The organism is Marinobacter sp. G5_S1_61_S3, from assembly GCF_054968585.1.
This window is the reverse complement of record NZ_JBQKUK010000008.1, coordinates 67,057-87,106: the sequence shown is the minus strand read 5'-3', so window position 1 is coordinate 87,106 and position 20,050 is coordinate 67,057. Positions and strand designations below refer to the sequence as shown.

12 protein-coding genes are annotated in these 20,050 nt (G+C 49.0%); 2 read left to right on the top strand and 10 right to left on the bottom strand.

Going from position 1 to position 20,050, the window contains the following annotated elements:
* Positions 1-97: 97 nt before the first annotated feature.
* Positions 98-526, bottom strand: a complete 429-nt coding sequence (locus tag ACTRWH_RS09520; RefSeq protein WP_462826362.1) for a hypothetical protein — start codon at positions 524-526, stop codon at positions 98-100.
* A 141-nt stretch (positions 527-667) separates the two neighbouring features.
* On the opposite strand from ACTRWH_RS09520, the gene ACTRWH_RS09515 reads away from it, so the two are divergent.
* Both ACTRWH_RS09515 and ACTRWH_RS09510 read left to right on the top strand, forming a co-directional pair.
* Positions 668-940 (top strand): hypothetical protein, encoded by a 273-nt coding sequence (locus ACTRWH_RS09515; protein WP_462826361.1) that lies wholly within the window; start codon positions 668-670, stop codon positions 938-940.
* 211 nt (positions 941-1,151) lie between these two features.
* Positions 1,152-1,370 carry a hypothetical protein gene (locus ACTRWH_RS09510; RefSeq protein ID WP_462826360.1) on the top strand — a complete coding sequence of 73 codons (219 nt, stop codon included), beginning with the start codon at positions 1,152-1,154 and terminating at the stop codon, positions 1,368-1,370.
* 236 nt (positions 1,371-1,606) lie between these two features.
* Here the strand turns inward: ACTRWH_RS09510 and ACTRWH_RS09505 are convergent, their stop codons facing one another.
* The 9 genes from ACTRWH_RS09505 to ACTRWH_RS09465 form a co-directional block, all read right to left on the bottom strand.
* Positions 1,607-2,872 (bottom strand): 5-methylcytosine restriction system specificity protein McrC, encoded by a 1,266-nt coding sequence (locus tag ACTRWH_RS09505; RefSeq protein ID WP_462826359.1) that lies wholly within the window; start codon positions 2,870-2,872, stop codon positions 1,607-1,609.
* A gap of 3 nt (positions 2,873-2,875) precedes the next feature.
* Positions 2,876-5,506 carry an AAA family ATPase gene (locus ACTRWH_RS09500; RefSeq protein ID WP_462826358.1) on the bottom strand — a complete coding sequence of 877 codons (2,631 nt, stop codon included), beginning with the start codon at positions 5,504-5,506 and terminating at the stop codon, positions 2,876-2,878.
* Positions 5,507-5,573: 67 nt separating this feature from the next.
* Entirely contained in the window at positions 5,574-8,969 is a 3,396-nt protein-coding gene (locus ACTRWH_RS09495; protein WP_462826357.1) for an AAA domain-containing protein, read from the bottom strand.
* 181 nt (positions 8,970-9,150) lie between these two features.
* Positions 9,151-11,829 carry an ATP-binding domain-containing protein gene (locus tag ACTRWH_RS09490; RefSeq protein WP_462826356.1) on the bottom strand — a complete coding sequence of 893 codons (2,679 nt, stop codon included), beginning with the start codon at positions 11,827-11,829 and terminating at the stop codon, positions 9,151-9,153.
* Between the two features lie 115 nt (positions 11,830-11,944).
* Positions 11,945-13,189, bottom strand: coding sequence for a hypothetical protein (locus ACTRWH_RS09485; protein WP_462826355.1), 1,245 nt, complete (start codon positions 13,187-13,189; stop codon positions 11,945-11,947).
* A 241-nt stretch (positions 13,190-13,430) separates the two neighbouring features.
* Positions 13,431-14,117, bottom strand: coding sequence for an RNA ligase family protein (locus ACTRWH_RS09480; RefSeq protein ID WP_462826354.1), 687 nt, complete (start codon positions 14,115-14,117; stop codon positions 13,431-13,433).
* 5 nt (positions 14,118-14,122) lie between these two features.
* The gene (locus ACTRWH_RS09475; protein WP_462826353.1) at positions 14,123-14,656 is read right to left on the bottom strand and encodes a hypothetical protein; all 534 of its coding nucleotides are present in this window, start codon (positions 14,654-14,656) and stop codon (positions 14,123-14,125) included.
* Complete coding sequence (locus tag ACTRWH_RS09470) at positions 14,637-15,983, bottom strand: DUF3696 domain-containing protein (protein ID WP_462826352.1); 1,347 nt, start codon at positions 15,981-15,983, stop codon at positions 14,637-14,639. Before ACTRWH_RS09470 ends, ACTRWH_RS09475 begins: the two co-directional genes overlap by 20 nt.
* Complete coding sequence (locus ACTRWH_RS09465; RefSeq protein WP_462826351.1) at positions 15,983-20,047, bottom strand: Eco57I restriction-modification methylase domain-containing protein; 4,065 nt, start codon at positions 20,045-20,047, stop codon at positions 15,983-15,985. The genes ACTRWH_RS09470 and ACTRWH_RS09465 overlap by 1 nt, the downstream gene beginning before the upstream one ends.
* Positions 20,048-20,050 lie beyond the last annotated feature (3 nt).

The following is a 20,050-nucleotide window of genomic DNA, read 5'->3' as shown; positions in this document are numbered from 1 at the left end:
TATATATAAAAAATGATCTTGGATTAAAAGCCAGCATCGAGGTTCGTGCTTAGGTTTGCTTTCATTTCATCGACATCCTTGTCAGTACACGGGTGCTTTAAGAAAATTGGTCATCTGATGGGTTAAACAGGTCGCCTGAGGACATCAAGCATTCATCCATATCGTCGCTGGACCAATCCATCCCATATGGATTACCCGCAACATCGAATCCGCTGACGCCGTCATCAATCATCGGCAGCCCGGTGGCGGGATTTATATGGTGTCTGTTCAAATGGCGGTCATCGTTCCAGATCGTCAGGTGACTAAATATAAGATCCGGTGCAATACGATCATTATTAAATCTCTCCGTTTCAACTGAATCATAATCAACAGAACTACAGTCATCTTCAAAAGATTCAACTTCTTCGTTCAGTTCTTCCCAGGCACTCACAGCAAACCCTGCGACTAATCCAAAAAGGGCTCCGGCGGGTCCTGAGAGAATCAGGCCTGTAATACCACCTGTAAACATTAATAATAGATAAGTCATTTTCTGCTCCAGTTGTTCTGAAATGGGTTACAGCAATAACGTACAACAGAAGACCTGAGGTGCAAGCAAATAGCATGAGGTTGCTAGGGGCGACATTTGACGTAAGCTGATTCGGCATAGTGCTAAAGAGGATGCTCGATAATGTTGAAAGAGTTTTTTGATCCGGTTTTCCTGAATCGTTCACTCAATGCGTTGCTGTTATTGTTTATTGGCGTCTTTTTTTGGTTGTGGCTCGATGACACACTGGGGCTACCCATGCATATAATCCTCGGAGTCAGTGCGTTTGTTATTACGATGGACATCAGCCACTACTCAAAAGATCCTAAGCCAGATGCTCTTTTGCTCGGCGGACTCATTCTGCCGTTTTGGCTCATCCTACGGGTATGGAGAAATGACACCGAAAATGGGCAATAAAACGAAGGCGGTCGGAGGCAGTGATATTCAGACAGAGTGAAAGGTTGTCGGGCGGTATCTAGTGCGCACGCCCCCCGAGACGAAGGTTTCCTGGAGTTATTGTTGGGCGTCGTGAGCTGGCCTTGTAATGCATGTTACTCCACAACAACGGCGCGGCAGCGAGCTAAAACTTCAGGCTCCTTTTAATAGTGAAGGGTGAGGAGGATTTATCGTGGGTCGGAAAATTTCGTTTAACATTGAATTCGATGAGCGGGAGCTCATCGTGGATGAAATCAGAGAGGAAGCGAGCCGTTGCGGGATCACCGTGGAGGAGTTGATTAAACGATTTATTGCTGACGCGATGGAAGGAGATAGCGATGCAGAAAGTATCCCAGGCGAGACGATGGAGGACTTTCTGGTTAAAAATGGGGCTTTGAGGCCAAAAAAGTAAGATGGTTCGCTTTGGCTGTATGGCCGTTGCACCGTAACCGGCTCATCCGAGCTTCGAACTTCTGCCGCGCGTTGAAGACCTTGATCTCTGGCTAGTTCGTTATCTCGATCAGGTCTACGTCCTTGCGAATCTGATGAGGACGCCTATTTTGGCTCTGTGGGTTTGGAGCGCACATCTGTTCGCGTGCGTGGCCGAAGTTTTTCTACAATCTCAATCTTCTGCCTGACAATTGCACCTCAAACCCGAGTGGATTGCGATTTCAATAATGCTGCCTGAACCAATTCGCTTATTCCTCTCGTAACATCGGCACAAAAAACATCGAGACTCATCCGCTGCCTGCCGTGAAGCTGAACAGGGTAGTGGGCTTTAAGATTTTGCTGCCGGGGATAAATCAGCGCTAGTGAGTGAAGATTGTACAGGTTTCCATAAGCCGTAAGCTGATAGAGATCTTGCTGAGAGATACCAAGCTTAGCCTCGGTGCTGTCGAGAATCTTCCACTTAGCATCTAGGATCAGAACCACTTTTTTATCTTGATTAATCAGACTAATGTCCGGGCGTGTCTGGAAAACGTCCTGGTCAATATCGGGCCTGTAGGCCAAATGCCTGCGAGGCGACTGTTCTTTAAGAGTTAAGCCAGCTTGATGAGCAATAGGTCTCAGCTCGGCGGCCAACCACCGTTCAAATAAGACGTTCATATCGAACAGAATTGACAGCAAGTTGTGCTTGCCGGCCGTCACATCTGGATTTCGAGTATCCAGGAAGAGACGGCACCAATCTAATAGGGGGCCATAGCGGCTGTTGGTCCGGTTGAGTTGGATCCGGTCGATATCGGGCGAAGAAAAACTTGCCTCTGAAATAGCATCGTGTTGCATCAGCAGCTCAGTCACAGCTTTGCGTGACTGGTTGGATCTGCATTGTGGGAACAGAATTCGGAGGGTGAACTTAATGATCTGATTGATGGCGATGTCATCAGTCAACTCATCAAATTGACAGTATAGCCTTTCACGGTGTGCCAGATTCTGCCTGAGTTGCTGGTTCACCAAAAGCTTGCCTTTGACCACCCCGAGATTAGCCTCCTGTTGTTGATAGTCGCGGGGCTTGCCGATTAGCGTCTGTTCGCGAAGTAGTAGGCAGAACTCCTGAATGAAAATATCTAACAGGGAATGATTCTGCGCGTGTATGGATGCTCCCGCACCGCGGTGGACCTTCATCATGCCGGCTTTGCGGAGCATTCTGATGAGGGTTAGTCTGCAGGAGCCTGGCTCTGATTCTTTACCGTAAATCTTGGGAAGTATTTCTAGGGTGAGCCCTTCCAGCTGAATCACACCACAGAATTGGCGCCATTGCAGTGACTGGTGGCCCCATCGAAACGCGTCTGGAGGAATGGTTCTCGCTTTACTGAGCTGAGCAGCCTGTGCCGAGGTAATCGCAAAATCACCCGAATTTCGGGTAGGCCTTATCGGAATAGACTGGTGTTCCAGGCAGGTCAGAACCTCACTCACGGCTCATTCCTGTGATTCATAAATTTTACGAATCGCATCCGGGTTTATGTTTTCTGGTGCTGCTACCCGGTAATCTGCCAAATCTTCAAAATCATCGTGTTCAAAGCCCAGAACATCTGAGGTTCTTAAAATTTCATGTTCAATGATCTGTGGTTCAACTGGCCGATTATCCTGTTCAACATCCCGAAACACTAGCTGAATACGGTGCCAGTCGTTATAGAAGTATTCCTGCAAAAGCGGGATAAATTGGTTGAGCAAAACGTCCCGAAGAGCTTTGAAATCTTTTACGCTGTAAAGATATGCATGACCAAGCGTTAGATCCCGGTTAAGCAAAAATCGAATACGTCGATTCATGGTGTTTAGCAGAGCCCGAAGATCAATCAAACCGCCTTCACCATCTTCAATGTAGCCATCGCCACGGGAGCCAGAAATGACCTTGGCATTTGGCATAAGCTCTTCGAAGCGAAAGCGGCGTCTTAGAGCCGTATCCAGTAAAGCGATGGAACGATCAGCTGTGTTCATCGTACCGTAGATGTCCAAGTTTCTGGGCACACCAAACTGATCCCTGGAGTAGGGCAGGGTTAGTTCCATGCCTGCAGTCAGCCGGCCTTCGTCGTCATAGACCGCGCGTTTATCTGGCTCGATCAGTGTTATTAGTTCACCGAAAATCTTGGCAATGTTGCCTCGGTTGATCTCATCGATAAAAAGCGCATATCGAGTGTCGGGGGCATTCTGCGCATCCTGACAGATCTGGCGGAAGACGCCAGGCTCTACCCGATAGGCAAGTTGGTCAGTTTCTGCATCCTGTACTGGACGAATACCTTCGACAAAGTCCTCATAGCTGTATGCCTGATGGAAGGTAACAAAAGCGTAGTGAATCTGGTCTGCCTGATTGGGAGCGCCTTCTTTTAGAATTTTGGTCTGTGAGATAAGGTCCTCGCAGTCCTCCTGCCAGTTGCCAGCCAGGGCCCATCGGCTGTCAGTATCTTTATCAAAAACCAGCGGCGCTACCCGGTTCTTATATTTCACCGAAGTGGATGTATCAACGGTATGGGATTGCAAAGTTGCCCAGATCTGAGCCTTAAGATGCTGGCGCCGACCAACTGCTTTTGCTTTTTGGATAAAGAAGGGGTGGCCCTCTATTTCCTTCACTTTGGCTGATTTACCAAGGTCATACAGGCACATGAATACTACATCAAACCAGTTCACTGGTTTGAGTTGCTCTGACAGCCACTGCTCATGGGAAATGGACGCCTGTTTGACAATGTAACGTTCCTTGAGCTTATTCAAGGTAAACGTCTTGCCAGTGCCGGGCGGCCCATAAAGAATCTTGTTCATTGGCTCAGCGACTATGCGCTGCATTTTTGTTGTCGAGATCTTTTCGGTAGTTTTGAGGGGTTTTCTTTGCCAAAGCTCATCAAGCAAGGCCGCACTCCGTGATTTGATCTCAATCCCGGAACTTTGGGGCGACCACTGTTGTTGATCAATGGTGATGGTGCCGAGCTCCGTCATTGTGATGAAAGGATCTTTGAATACGTCCCTAATAGCTGTCAGCTCGATGTCGACATACAGGCAGGCTTCCCCTTGATCGGCTTTCTGAACGTCATAATGCTCGGCTTCGTAAGGCTCTGATACAACGTTACCGGTCGCCATTATGCCCCGGGGCTCTTCGCCAAGCCGGATCAGCCACGCTCGGTCGCCCGGAGAGGCTGCTTGGTTGGCACAACGCCATTTCATTACAACCGGCTTACCTTCTCTAGTTTGAGCGATATCTTTGGGCAGCGTTTCCCAGTCCCAATTTTTTGGATTCCATGCAAACAGCCAGCTTTTGGTGGTTTGGTCCTTCCAGAGTTCTTTCAAAGGAGGTTGGTAGAAATCCAGTTTTTTAGTGCCGAACTCAGCTTCTTTTGCCTGACGAATTTCTCGAATCTGAGCGTCCACCTCGGCTGCGGTAAGCTTATTCACAACTCTTAGCGGTTTGCCGGTGAATTTACTAACGATGGTCTTCCGTTCGCCGCTACTGAAGATACGCTCAATTTGGTCTGGGTGGAGGAGGTACAGCAACATGTGCCGGAATTGCCGCCGCTCACTCTCGGGAATCTCACCTAACCACGCAGCCAGCTGGTTGTAATCCCCAAACAACTGAAGTCGCTCTATCGCGGATAACTGGAATGTTCGCTTGAAAAGCTCAACACAGTAAGCCAATTCACGCCAACGGTTAGTATTGAAACTGGTGCCTGCGTTACCCACTCCTGCCAGCGTTTCATCTGAAAGTAAGGCGTGGTCAGCAGGCAGCTCATCCCCAGACCATGCCCAAATCCTTAAGATCGATTCGCGTTTCTTGCCAGCACTTATGTTTTTCGGGCACAGGAGCATTAGCCACAGAATTTCTGCGGCGAGTTTCTTAACCTCTGCGTCACACTCGGACAGCTGAACTTCCAGTTTCTCGAAGAAATCACCTTCGCCTGCATCAAGGTTATTGGAAAACCAAGTGTCCAAGGCCTGGATGCTATCGGGCGTCCAAATTATTTGGTTCGAAAATACGGATCGGCCCTCAGCTAAACTGAGTTTCAGCCAAGTTTCGCCAGCTTTGAATAAATGATCTGCCGTTTGTTCCGCTGCCGGGCGAGCCATATTTTTTCTCCGTTGCCATTTCGAAAGTTGGCTTGTTCTTGATCAGGAAGAACCCAAAGTACTATCCCTAGTAAATTTTGAAGGTGTCTGAAACGACGGCTGAAACCTCGGGACCGTTGTCTTTGTTTGCCGAATCCACCCACTGACGAACGCGTTCAACACAGCCATCCAGATCGTCACGAATTTCATAAACCCAAAACCGGAGCACATCCCACCCGAGCTCATACATACGTTGGTTGCGAATCTGATCCCGGCGACAGTATTCACCGGTCCAAAGGCGGTGATAGCGCTCACCGTCTACCTCAATATCCAATCGCTTTTCTCCAATAACAATGGCCAGATCCAGAAGGTATTGTTCAACGGGGTATTGTGGGATGGTGCGGATGCCGGCTTCATAAAGGGCCTTATAGAGAACAATCTCCCAGTCAGATACTTTGGAACGGTCCACCATGCTGGGGTACTCTGGCCCTCCGGGCTGTTTCAGTTGGAGCTCTGTGCTGATTTTTTCCTCACTAAGCTGCTCCACATAGCGAGCAAACTCAGACAGGTATTCCACATCACTCGATTTTGCAGCGTCAGAGTCACCAATCACTAAAAGCATGGCACGAGCCCGAGTGATGGCCACATTGAATAGATTGCCACTTCGCTTTAGGAACGTTGTGGTTCCGAAGGAGGCACCTTCAGAAACCACTGGTGAGAAAACGATGACATCTCGCTCATCGCCCTGGAAACGGTGAACCGTGTCACATAAGAAACCACGCTCATCAAGCATCGATGAGAGTGTTCGATCCTTAAAACACAATTCCTTGATCAGATTTGCCTGTGCACGAAACGGGGTGACAACGCCAACAGAGCCCTGATAACGCTGCTCCACCACCAAATGGTATAACTCTTCGACGATGGCTTGTGCTTCCTGCTTGTTGACGGCACTTCCAGTGCTGGGGCGGATCGTTTTGCCTTTAATATCCTGCCATCTAACGCCCGGACTTGTTCGGGAAGGGCGCTGCAATCGGTCGTACTGGGTTGCTACCCGCAGTCGACCCTCGTAAAAGAATTCATTTGAAAAGTTGATGATATCCGCATGAGAACGGTGATGGTCTTTCAGATTAACGATGTCCTCAGCATTGGCGTAAGAGCTGGTGGTATCGAACAGCGAATTCCAAGAGTAGGCCCACTGGATAAAGTCCTGGGTCAGATCGAACCGGTCTAGCAGCTGCATGTCCTGCGATTTGTGGATACTGCTGATATGCGGAAGCTGCTTTGGATCGCCGATCACGACTGCTGACTTTGCTCGATATAACAGCGGCAGCGCCGAGGCTACGTCACACTGACTGGCTTCATCGAACACGACGAGATCGTAGTAGCCCGCTGTAAAAGGAAGTTTCCCGCGAGCAGAAAGCGAGGTTACAGCCCAGCAGGGAAGGAGATGAGAAACCTTTTCCGTCAGCTCATAGTATTGCTTCCATACATTTCGCTGCACTTTGCCGCCGCCAGAATCGGTTATCATCTGGAGTACAGAAACATATCGGGACAAGAGTGTTCGGTCACTGGCGGTTAGCTTGGCTGGGCTAACCTTAAGCCAGCCTTTCCAGAGTTTGTCTGAATTTTCCGAGATGCTTTCATAGAGTTTCAGCTGTCGTGTATTGATCTCTTCAAGAGATGTTCCTTGCTGCAATTCAGTCAGTGCTGAAAAGTACTTTTTAATCCGACTGATTTTGCCTGATAGCAGGCTGATATTGCCGCTGACATTGGCCCATTGCCGGACATGCTCGTCATCAACGACCGACGGCGGAGCCTCTATCTCAAGAGTCTCGATGAACGGTTGAAAGCCGATGATCGCTTCGTTGAGCTGCTCGAACCTTTTTCCCTTAGCAGTGTTCCAGAGCAGGCGAGTGAAAAATCCTTGTTGGGTCTGATCAGCCTGGCGGATTGTAGTCTCCAGGCTTTGATGCTGGTTTTCGAACGCCTCCATATCCAAAGTCCGAACGCGTGCAAAAACCTTTTCGCCCAGCTCTTCTCGGTACTCTTCTATCGATTGCTCAAGCTTGTCGACGGTATTGCGATACGCTATAAAATCAGCCTGCTTTTTCTTAAGCGATTCAGATTGCTGAATCAGAGCATCATGGGCCTGAACAGAGTGGTCGTATTCAAGCTTTTCGTCCTCTGATGCTGCGGCAGACAATAGGGCCTGTAGGTATTCCTTGAGTTTGAGCTGATAAGCGTTTGAGCCCATTCTCAGTAGCAAAGGTCTTGGTCCAAGGGTATTTACCCTGGTTTCAACAACGTCGACCGCTTTATTGTTCTTACTGGCAAATAGAACTTTCTTGCCTTGCCAGGCTGCGTTAATTAAGAGATTAGTAACAACCTGAGATTTACCCGTGCCGGGAGGTCCGGTGATGATCGTCAGAGGTTTTGAAAGGGCTTGGCCAACTGCCATTCGCTGCTCAAGATTCATGGGCAGAACTTCAAGCAGTGTTTTATCCAGAGGGCTGTCTTTCTCATTATTAAAACGATTATCCACCAGTCGACCGAGCGCGGTGTCTCTGTACTGGTCTTCTTTGAGAACCGCCAGATCTCGCAGTTCCGTCTCCAAACCCTGAGTGTAAGGTTTACGCTCGGCCAGCATCAGAACAGCCTGATTGTAGATACCTGGTTCGCTCAGGGTTGGTATGGGTTGTGATGTCGACAGTTCCTCTGGGTTGCACACTTCTTTCCAAGGCCACTCGGTGCGAAGTGCCTGTAACCTTGGTACAACTTCGTCCAGTTCTGGAACCTCCGCCCCGTCGCTAAAGCCCAGCTCATCCTCCAAGGCGAGGAGCTCATCCATCAGCGAATCCCGATCAGCATTCGTAAAACGTTTCAGAACTGCGGTATTAAGAATCGGGAAGTCATTAGAAAGCGAAGCCATTCCACGGTTGTTGGCTCCTTCAAACTGAACTGGTATCAGAAATAATGGCTCCAGACGGTAGATATCATTTCCAGCTTTGGAGGTGAATCGGTTAATGGCAATCGGATAACCCAGGTAAAGAATTTTGGCGTTTCTATCCCGATGCATTTTATTGGTTAACTGGCTACCGGCCGGCGACTGGAGATAAGCATTGATGTCCTCATCCGGTAGTGAAGGAAGAGGTACGTAATCGAAATCGTTCTGAAATGGCCTTGCCCAAGTGCTTACTTCACCGATGTCGTCTTGACTCAGGCAAGCCAGATAATACCTAGCCAAGCGAGATAGCGGAGTGTTTGTAAACGAGGCCTCACCCGTTCCGGAGTTCGGTTTGCTTGAGGATCCCCCCTTTAGGGGCCACCAACAGTATCGGGAGTCCTGTGAGTACTGGGTGCTCAGTGGTCCATATAGAAGGCTGTTTACCTCCCGTTTATCGACACCAAGTTTTGTCGCCAGCTGAATCGCCTTCTGGCCTGGCCGCAGATTCAACTCATCGACTAATCTTTGTTGTAACGACATCTAACGAAAACTCCTGTAATGCGTATCCTCAGGGTTCCAGAGTAGAAAGACCCTTATGGCGGGGAAGGCGGCCGATTCTACGGAAACGAACGTGTCGTTTGCTACCCATCAATATCCACCCACCAAACAAAAGTCCGAGTCTTTTGTAGCAGTGGTGACGCTCTAAAAGTTTTGGTAGCCACTAACTGTCCCAATTTTCCGTAAACTCAGACCGAAGCTGGCTCAAAGGTTCTGGCAGCTGTTGATTACAGGTCATCCCCAAATACGTGGCAGCCCGGGTGAAGCCAACGTACAGATACTTGTCGAAGAGATCAGGAACCAATTCGGCGAGCTCATCGACTCCCACGAAAAAGACCGCTTCAAATTCTAGGCCTTTGATATGTTCAATTGAGAAAACGCGCACGTTGTTTCCTTCTCCCAATGATTTGCCGCCGACGCAAGCCTCGGCGCGCAGGTTGAAGTCCTCTAGCTTTTCATTGAGTGCCTCAGCCATTTGTTCTGCCTGATCATCATTCTGAACCAGTACAGCGGTGGTGGGGAGCGGCGGTGTTAACGACTCGATCTCACGGATTCGTTCAGCTAGCCAAGAACTGATGGAGTCAATGTCTGAACAGTGCTCAGCCAGAGCAGGCATCAGACCATCGTGTTCAATAGAATCCGGCAGTTTGCCAAGGGCAGACAAGTCACCCCCGGTCGCTGCCAGAAGCTCACCGGCCAAGCGATTCAGCGTGCGACTTTGACGGTATACGGCATTGATGTTCTGCACCCTAAGGTCTTTGGCTAACCATTTCAGCTGCTCCTTGGAGCGGATGCCGTCGCCAGTGATTCGCTGGTTGAAGTCACCACAGGCGCAGAAAGACTCTGCGTCAAGACCCGATAGGTTTTTCATTGCGGCCAGCTGGAGCGCGGAAAAATCGGTGGCCTCATCGACGAACACCTGGTTAAGAAACATTGTTGAAAGGTTCTGCAAAAACGAGGGCAGGGCGCCGTTGTTGCTCCTTGAAATATTCGGATCGGCTATGAGCTTTCGACTATTCTCCAGCGCAAGAAGAACAACTGCATCCAACTCATAGGCGGAAATATGTTTGGGCTTTTCCGGCGCCTTGCTATAAAAAGACATGTCCGAGAGTGCTTTTCTACGGAAAGCTTTGTAGCTGGCAGGTACGTCCCGAACGAAGCGACGATAAGGTCTGCTGAACCGATTGAGTGCGTTCCGAATGGAAGCCCGCTCACCCACAATCAAAAGTTCTTCATTTGTCGGTAACCGCTCATTAAGCCATTCGACAATCGCATAGATCCTGCCTGACTTGGGAAGCGATCGCTTTTGATATCGTGAACGCCCCAGAGAGCGAATGGCTTTCTTGTAGGCGTTAAAAGCCTCTTTATTGGTCGTCTTTCCGGTAGCCGGTTCTGCTTCGATTTCTGGTTCATCCTCTCCATCAAAAACGGAGTCGTCTTCTTCATCATCCTCAATTTCAAGTTGATCAATGAATGACGCAAGCTCATTAAAGAACGGGGTGTATTGCTTGTATTGCTGACCGGCTAGTTCCTTAAGCTGTTGCTCTGATTGTTCGTTGAGGTCTTGTAAGGCCTTTTGGATCACATCCTCCAACCGAGTCAACTTGCCAAATGTGTCAACAGGTTTTTTGTGGTCTTGAGTGCCAAGGATATCTCGAATAGCTCGTACTAGCTCAGCATCGACATATCCCTTGGAAGTTTCCAGTAGATGTAATCCGTCTGCGAATTGTTTGAATAATCGTTCTGAATGGAAGTCTCGAAACGCTTCATACCAACTAATAGGATCTTCAACCACATTCAGGCTCAGCGCAGAAAGTTTATCCTTCAGAACGAACTTGCCCGTGTTGGTAGAAGACTGAAGAAGTCCCAGGTTTTCACGACTCAGTTTTCTGCGGTAGTTCTCCCAGGTCACGATCTCGTTGTTCGAGACTGGAACGTCTTCCCGAGCAAAGGCATCCTTGAGATACACTCGCAGCAACTCAGTTGGCGTGAACATAATCCAGCTTTTGGTGTGTTCTCGCCCTGCTGAATCGGGGCGAGCGAATCGTCTTTCGGCTGGCTCCAAGAACTCGGAGTCCAGTTTTTGGCTGAGACGTTTGATTAGAGTGGTGGTTTTTCCGGTCCCGGGAGGACCCATGATCATCAGTTTACTATTCAGCGGAAGCCTGAAAATTTCATCCTGAAACTTGTCCAGGATCGGCTGGTCTCTTAATCCCATTGTGCGACGGATTTCATGAACCAAGCCTTTCTTGATCAAGTCCTCAGTTTCTTCTCCGGCCAGCATGGCATCGAAATCATCGGCAGCTGTACTGTCGATCTTCCGGAGTAGGGCGCGCAGGGAGCTGATACTCTGTTGACCAAGTTCCTCGTGGTCAAATCGCGAGTCTTTGGAGTCCCAATCGTTTTCAAAACAAGATGGGTGGAGCTGGCAAGCCTCTACGACGGTATAAACCTGACCATTTACTTCAGCGTCATCACCAACCGGAATAGAAGCCAGACGTCCCATTGGGGCATGATAACTGGCAAGTTGTGCACGTTCGCCGAGAGCGACCTGGTATTTGCGGGCGACGTACAGAATCTGGTGTTTCCCACTTCCATCTTCCAAAACAAGTCGCGCTATTGCTGGCTCTCTGGCAAGTTGAGAGTAGCCCTCTCTCGCTTCTCGATTGATTTTGTTGAGTGTTTGGTTCGCCTCGGTGCCTGTAAACGTGTTTGCGTGGGCAAACGCATCGGAGCCAATGTCCTGCGTGGCTGCTATTTTTTCTTTTGCGACGGATTCAATCCGAGTGAAAACATCCAGAGTGTCACGGGCCAAATCCGTAATATGATCATTCAAGTTCATTTCATGGCTTCCTTTTTATAATTTTGTACTTCCTCGGTCGGCCCTGTGATGCCAGCCACCTGAATATCGATCTAAAGCTTCAACGAAGAGCTCTGCTTGAATCAAGTCCGACGAATTATTTGTCGTCTTTTGTGCTGTCTGCCGATCCGGCCGCAGTAAACTCGCTGAAAGGCGTTGCCCAACTCTCGTATTTGAATTCCTGCTTGACTCTTTGTTGAAACTCTCGATTCTGCAACATTTCCAGAGTGACATCTTTGAAGGTCACATGGAGCTTGGTATTTTCCAGCAGTTCTGGTGCTGAGGGGGCCACCTTTCGGAGAACGTCCAGCAGGTAGTCTTCGCACACCTCAACGGTCAGATCTTCGCAGCGACCCGCCAGCTGCTTAGGTGGACGCTGATGAACCAGTGGAGCAAGGTTGCTTGCGAGGCTTTGAATGGATGTTTCAATAGATGTTTGGAGCTGGTCGCGCTCATCTTTGCAGTAAATTTCGATGCGCTTACGAAGGTCCTCTACTTTGTCTAGAAACTCTTTTTTCTTCGTACTTAGAATAACGCGGCCGAGTCTTTTACCGAGGGCTGGTGCGTAATCGTTTCGGAGTGATTCTGCTTCTTTGCGCAAAGCTGAGAGTTTTTCAGAGGATTTGCCGTCAACCAGTTTGTAGTTGGCATTGAGCCGATCCTCGATTTCTTGATCATTGGCGAAGATCGATTGTTTCAGTTCTTTGGGTAAACGGATGGTGCGCTGCTGAATCTTACTGCCTTCCAGCTCCATCTCGACGAACTGGAGGCGCGACTGGTAGACACGTACCTGGCGCTGGAGGTTGAAAGCCTGGGGCGGGTTACGATTGAGTTTCGTGGTAGTTTCGCTGACTTCCTGATCCGGCAGTGTCTCTCGACCGATCTCGGCCTGAGGATGGAGTGTTTCAGATTCTTTTCGATCTTCATCCTTATCGGCAATACCGATGGACTGGGTAAAACGTTCAATCTGCTCGGGGGTGAGCTCAAATCCGTTAATGTGGTCATGAGAGGATTGGGACTCGACTGCCATAGGAGGAAGCGAGAACGCCCAGCCCTGATCATCAATAATCACGAAGCCGATTCGAAGTCCTGGTTCCTTACGGACACTGATGCCAGCGTCACGTAACATGTTTACCGATTCAGCAAGGCCATAGCCCAACCTAAACAGGTCTTCGTCGTAGTCCAGAATGACTACAATCTGGAACTGTGCATCTCTGCTCTGCTCTACAAGAGCGCCTGCGACGGAATCATTGATGGAGGGCGCCGCGTAGATTGCACGCTGTTTCGCCATGCTGATCATCTGGCCGATTACATGGGCTGGGAGCCTCTGAAACATGTTCAATACAATTCTCCCGATTCGTTTTTTTTGTTCTAGGCATTTAAAGCACAGGGTTCGGTGCGATTCTCGCTCAGCCGGTCAATACTTTTTCTACGCCCGAGAAATTTGAGATGAATACTCCTCCTCCTCCCTGAAATCAGCCAGGTAAAGGGTGCAGCGGAGTTTCTGTAAACTACTGCCGCCTCTTAGCTCACTGATATCACGCTGCTGCAATTTCAGCTCCTTGTCGCCATACCCTTTGCGATTACTCATGTTTTAATTCGTTCCACTCTATGAGACGACTGCGCCAGTGATCTTCAATGGACTGGGAGAAGCTGGCACGCACGAGCTTAGCCCGTGCCTCACACCAGTGATCAGATTGTTTTCGGATTATGATGCCCTCGGGGGGGCCTGCTCGATAATGGCTTTCACTGTTGGCTAAAAGTTCGACCAGCTGGTTTAGTTCGATTTTTCCCTGATATAAGTTAGGTACAACTCTCAACCCAAGCTTCGATGCGAAACTATTCCGACGGTGACTGCTCCAGAACTTTTTTTTCTGGAGGTCATACACATCAAACAAGAGAAACCAGTCGGGCAAGGAGGTGTAATCCATCGAATGACGAGCAGCGCACCATTCGCCAAACAGAATTTGGCCTGGCCGCAGGTTATCGATTAATCGGAAGCTGTGCTGTCCCAGCCAGCCATTTAGGCGAGAGAATTGTCCAGTAAATGGTGTTTGGAGATACTGGCCACGGTTCTGAACTTGGAGCTCAAAATTTGAATCGATTGATATACCTAAATTGGCGCCGTCTAGCTTTTCCTCTACCAGCACTTCACTAGACAATAAATCTGCCACCTCGCTTTGGGATAATACTTTGTCTTCCCTAGGGCTGTCCGTTCCAAGCCAGGTTACGTGGGGTGTTTGAGGGAATCGAAAGAAATGGTTCGCCATACGTATTAAATTCGTTCCTGATACCAGCTATCGGGCAGTAGCTTCACAAAAAGAATTCCTATTTTTGTTAACGATTCGGAAGCTACATACCAGTCCGTTTCGGCACCATAAACGATAGGTGGAGAAATTTCGTAATAATCCACTGACGCTAAAGCGCACGCCACCCATTTTCGGTCCTCTCGGTCAGGAACCAAGCTCTCGTGTTCAGGAGCGAGCAAAGCAATATGTTCCCCGTTTGCTTCAAGTGCTTCAATCGGAACATGTTCAACTAATCCCTGATCAAGTTTATTCTGCAGGACCAACATTCCATACTCCTGTTCCTGATGATTAAAGGGAAGATTGCGGTCGTACTCATCTCGAATCAGCCCTTCTTCATCAAGCAGAATCCCGTGGCCTCTTTCATCGAAGTCCGTGAGCCAGTCAAAGATCTGTTCCCGCAGTTCGATCTCTTCTGGCATTGCCCTATTTGCCACCAGTGATAAATCATGCACTGCACTGGCAGCAAGCATCACATTGGTGTCAATCAGAAACAGATCCATTTTTCGCCCTCAGTTCCTTGGCTCTTTGAATCGAAAGTTTCGTTTGCTCTCTGGTTTCGCCCAACGCGTCTCCAAAGAATGATTCTGGCCAATTCTTAATCTTGCCCACTTGGTCTACTTCCAATTCCCGAAGACTTGCAAGGTTTTTCTCGCGTTCAACGAAATAGAGAGCAGAATCCTTTGGTTCTAGATCTTGTCGGGCGACCAAGGTTTGCATGCGGCGAAAGAGGTGCTCTGAATGGGTCTCTGCAATAAACTGCACACTTCTCTCTTTGCTTACCTGTGCAATTAGATTGGCTAGGACTGATTGGGCCCGAGGATGTAGGTGGCTTTCTGGTTCCTCTACAATCACGATGTGTCCGGGTTCGGCATGCAATGCAGCAACAATGACTGGTAGCACTTGGGAGACCCCGACACCTACGTCTTTTATGTTGGATTGTTCACCGTAGTTTTCGATAAGAAGTTCATAGCGTGCGGAATTACCCAATGATTTGATCGCTAAGCCGTCCGCGAGATTCATTTCCTTGAGCCAATAAACGGTCTGCTCAAAGAGATTAGCTTCCTGAGGCGCAGGCTTGCCAGTTTTGCGGGCTTTCTGAAGCGCGACGCCACTAGCGATCAAGGCATCAATGGCTTTAGAGCCGTCATCGCCTATGCTGGAGGGCATTCTTCCTGCCCAAACGTAGTCACGCTGCGCCAGTTTGCGTACGGGGCCCAAGTATATGATTTTGCTAAGCTCATTGAGGAGGGCCGGACCTATATGGGTTATTTGCTCGGCGGGCATTCCTAGCGTTGCCAATGCAGCTGCTGAGAAGGCAAACGAGCGCTCTGGTCGAAAGTCCTCGCTCTGTCCTATTGGTTTTTTTTGATCGGCTAGCTGCAGACGATAAACGCCAGGTTTTCGGCGTTCGACTGTATATCCTTGGTTCTCGACCCCTATACGCAAGTAATCGAGCTCAGCGCTCCCGGCATTACCTTTGCGATAACGTGAGGAGAATATTGCGGTACCAATATTTGGAGCGGGGTCTCGCCATCGAAATTCAATTCCAATTTGATTAGCCGGGTTGCTGGGGCTTGCTACGCCATGTCGACAGAGCACATCACGGAATTGACCGAGTGTGACTGAATCGCCTTCATCGGGGTTACCAAGATCGAGGTCTATATTTGGATCATCAGATTTAACCGTCTGACGAATCAGAAGTAAGCTTTGGATCAGACTAGATTTGCCAGAGGAGTTGGTGCCCAAAAGCAATGTGATTGGCGCCAGTCTCATAGCCCCAGTGCTGCGCCAAATTTTAAAGTTGTCTAGTTTCAAGTGGGTCAGCATTACGCTATCTCGCCGCGTTCGATTTTGTCCCAAGCTTCAAGAACAAGCCGCTGGGTACGATATTCACCAAATTCTCGCTCCTCGCTGCGCTTGAGCACGGCGAAGGTTTCAGAGGGATAGCCTGGCTTTATTGATTCAGGGTCAAGGATAAACTGCATTTCCTCTCGGCTAAGTCCATACAAGCGTCCATAGTATGCATCTAGTTCGGATTGAACCACTATCCGCTTTGATGAGGCGAAATTATGCTTTTCGGGTACTACATCGAGTTCACGCTGCCAGCCTGACATCTCGAAATTCGTGCTTGTTAGATAATCAATACGGGGAACTATGAAGTCCAGGTCGTCTTTCGTATATGATTTTGGGTCGAGTACAGGAAGCTGCTTCATTACGAAGTAGTTCAGGTGTAATCCACCGATTTTCATTCTTGAGCAATAATCTAATACTAGTGAGCTTAGATTAGCTAGAAGGCATGCATACAATCGAGTTGATAGAGTTTTTGAAAAAAGCATAAGAGGTAAGCTGTTACCCACGCCATACGCTGGAAATACAGATACTATTGTGCTTCGTGCGCTAGCTCTGGCATCCGTTATATCCCGCCAACCAAAGAACCAATCGTGCATGTGATTGTGATTTTTCAAAAACTTCTCAACATGATGTTTGCCAATCCAATAGAAAGGCAGCGCGCAATATCCCTGATCAAAAATATCATCATGAACTCGGGGAAGAACATGTGGTCGCTTATCCAGAGATGATTCAAAACTGCCATATCTATGATTGAAAAGATAGATCATCTTGGCTTCGTAAACAGGTAGATACGCCATTTCACCTTTCTGGAAAATATTTCCCTCTAATTGGTATCCAAGTTCAGTAAGATCTTTGTGCGTTTTGAATAAATGGCTATCATTTGACATGTGAAACATTGAAGCGAATCGTATGCCCCAGCGATTTATTTCTGAATTGTCATTTTGCTCATCCTGAATAAGAATTGGGATTCTTTTATATATTTCTTTATTTATTTCGGCATCATAACGAGACCGAAAAATTGGACAGGTTCGTGTGTTGGGATTAACTCGATTGATGTCTTCAGCGCTCAAGTTAAATACCCGCTCTCGATCCCTTAGGTCAGCTATTTTCTTGCCCTGGAACATAAAGCTGGTTTCGCTGACCGATAAATTAGTTCCAAGTAGTGTGGTCAAAGCAAAGCGGAGCATATGACCCTGTCCAGCACCTTTGAAAAAACCTTCGTTCTCAAATTCGAAGAAGCTGAATAGTGAACGCTTAGAAACCAACTCACCAAAAAATTCTTTCGTAGAATTATCTGTAGCGAGTCCTGAAGGAACTATGACCCCGGCTCTTCCTCTCGGCGACAGAATTTGATGAATTGTCTCCGCAAAGAGGGCATATGTGTTCACGTCGCCAACTCCGGTAAGGGGGTACCGCCCCGCATCCTTACCTTTGACGTGGGCAAACACACTTAGTGCTTCAGATGTGCGTTTTGCTTTTATGAACTCTAGGTAAAGACGTTTTTCTGCTGAACTAGCGTCACTGCTGTATTCATGCCCCGGGTATAAGTGATGCGCCAATAGGCCTTGGGATAGCCAATCAATACGCTGAGATCGCTCCGATTTATTTTTGGCATCAGTAATATCGGTAGATCGTGAGGAGAAAAACTCTTCCTCTTGGAGCTTTATTCGCTCCCAAGGCGGGTTGCCAAGGATGCAGTCGAAACCTTTGGAAGGTCCGCTCAATACTTGGGCGAAGGCGAGCGGCCAATTAAAAACCTTCAACTCCCGACAGACGTTTTGAGCTCGTCGAATCTTCGCGTGCTGAGATACATGTTCAAGTTGTTCCTTTGCTTGGTCCGTGTGCAGCGCTAAATAAAGATTCTGGCTGTCAGGAATCTGTTGCGCGGGTATTGATCCATCCTTGGGCACCAGAAAGGCAGCCATATATAGGTCGACCGCCTGTTTGAGTCGGCTGTCGTCCAGGTGGGAGCGATATTCCGAGAACGCGTTTTTCTTGGCTGAAATCTGTTCGACTGTCTCCTCGGGTAAATCTTCCAATTGTTTAAGTTCATCGAGGGTTGATCTAGTTTCGAGTAAGAGAGACAAGGTCTGACCATCATCTTCACCTCGGAACGCTTTCAGGTGCTTAGTATTGGTCTTGGATAGTACTTTACAAAACTGGTTGTCATCGCCAGACAAAGCTTTGAAAGCTTCTTTGGGAATTCCTCGCGAGATTTGGTTCAAGTTGGTAATCCCTAACAAGGAATTACCGTTTTGAATATGTGCGTCTAAAAAGCTCAAAGGCTTTCCGGGTTCAATGGATTCAAGCCATAGACCTGTCTTACAAAGTTCTACTGCTAATGGGTTAAAATCTACGCCATAAATACAGCTCCGCACGACATCATGCATTGCATGCCGGTAATGCTCTTCGGTTGCCTGGTCCGAGCCAGAATCAATCTGAGCCAATTCTTTCGCGAGACGTCTGGCGGCAGCAAGCAAGAAATGGCCGCTACCACAGGCAGGGTCGCACACTGTAATAGTGAGCAGTGCGTCCCTCGGGCTTTGCGGGTTCGCCGCTAATCTGTCTTTGATGACTGGCTCCAGTGCGGACTTAATCAGCTCCTGTACCAGAGCATCCGGAGTGTAGTAGGAACCGGTCAGCTTTCGGCTGTGGCCAGAGGCGGCGGCCTCGTCTTCTGCATCACCGATAAAACTGAAACGCCATGGGCCTTCGGTATGGAGTTGGGGAATCAGCTCCAGCAGGGATTCGTAAACTGAGCCAAACTCCTCGGTGTCCATATCCCGATAATTGATTCTTGCGAGTATGCCCTTGTGCTCAAAGTAACAGAGGTTGAACAAGGCGCTGTACAAGTACCGGTTCTCAATCTGGCTATTCGACAAATCTTTGCACTGATCGTGAGCAAACAGCCCACCCAGTGCCGGTTGAGCGAGGAGGGGCTGGCCGTTCGCGTATCCGTCGAAGGTGACCCCGAGCAATTCCCAAGCATCCGTATGATGGTCGTAGTGCCTGCGCTGGCGGGCTTTATCCCGGAGTGTGGAAATGGAATAGCCGGTCTCATAAAGCGCTCTTGCAGATCGGTAATCGTGGCCCTCGTGTTTGGCGGGCAGCAATGCGATGCCCCGGTCTTCGGCGGTAAGCAGGAACAGAAAACGGTATACCAGACGCAACACCTGCTGAAAGTAGGCTTCGGTGCTCAATTCGTTGGCACTGAGTTTGTGTCGCAGGTCAGTATTAGCCGGATGCGCCAGAAAGCCAGTGCCCAGTTGGCGCAGGGCATCGGCTACGCCATAGCGCAGCTTATCTAGAGCGCGCTCGCCCTCGTCGTGCCCCTTTTCCCGCCACTGTTCAAGCCAGCAATGTTCCGGCAGATCTTCCTGAGGTGCGAGGCGGCTGGAATGAAGTAGCAGCCAGAGCGTGGCAAAGTCAGCGTAGTTGTCTTCTTCAAAAAGTCTCGCGAAGTCCACTTCCAAGTAGGCAGGGCGGGTCATCGCCGGGTTGTCGCGTAGTAGCCGCAACACTTGCCCGTTACTCACAATGGCCCACAGGCTATCATCCTGTGCGTTTAGGTATTCCTGTGCCAATCCCATCGGAGAGCGCTTACGACCTTCTTGTCCGAACAGAGGATCGCTTGTATCCAGGTCTATATCCGACCCACAGAGAACAATGGGAACGGCGCCGGAAAAAGACTCATGGCTGATCGGGAACTCCCTTTCACCAATCATTTTCTTCCGCTGACAGGGGCTTATCTCATAGCCGAGAACACGGGTGAGAAGAGGGACCAGCCAATCGTTAACGGTGACACTTTTCCTGGTGATATCCTCACGCTGACTCTTTTGTTGAAATTCCCGCCAGCGGCCACGGGCAATGATCCAGTAGCGGCCTATCTCATCGTTAAAGGTAAGACCTGGCTCTACGCCGTAAGCTTGACGGTCCTGACCAGGCAGGCTGAATTGCCGCAAATCATGCAGAATTTTGCTACCCAGCAGCCCACCTACAATACGAATAGACTCAAAGGCTTGTTGTGTTGCGCTTGCCATGGA

Coding starts and splice junctions, on each gene's coding strand:
- ACTRWH_RS09520 (WP_462826362.1), bottom strand. CDS start 526: ATGACTTATCTATTATTAATGTTTACAGGTGGTATTACAGGCCTGATT.
- ACTRWH_RS09515 (WP_462826361.1), top strand. CDS start 668: ATGTTGAAAGAGTTTTTTGATCCGGTTTTCCTGAATCGTTCACTCAAT.
- ACTRWH_RS09500 (WP_462826358.1), bottom strand. CDS start 5,506: ATGGCTCGCCCGGCAGCGGAACAAACGGCAGATCATTTATTCAAAGCT.
- ACTRWH_RS09495 (WP_462826357.1), bottom strand. CDS start 8,969: ATGTCGTTACAACAAAGATTAGTCGATGAGTTGAATCTGCGGCCAGGC.
- ACTRWH_RS09490 (WP_462826356.1), bottom strand. CDS start 11,829: ATGAACTTGAATGATCATATTACGGATTTGGCCCGTGACACTCTGGAT.
- ACTRWH_RS09480 (WP_462826354.1), bottom strand. CDS start 14,117: ATGGCGAACCATTTCTTTCGATTCCCTCAAACACCCCACGTAACCTGG.
- ACTRWH_RS09475 (WP_462826353.1), bottom strand. CDS start 14,656: ATGGATCTGTTTCTGATTGACACCAATGTGATGCTTGCTGCCAGTGCA.
- ACTRWH_RS09470 (WP_462826352.1), bottom strand. CDS start 15,983: ATGCTGACCCACTTGAAACTAGACAACTTTAAAATTTGGCGCAGCACT.
- ACTRWH_RS09465 (WP_462826351.1), bottom strand. CDS start 20,047: ATGGCAAGCGCAACACAACAAGCCTTTGAGTCTATTCGTATTGTAGGT.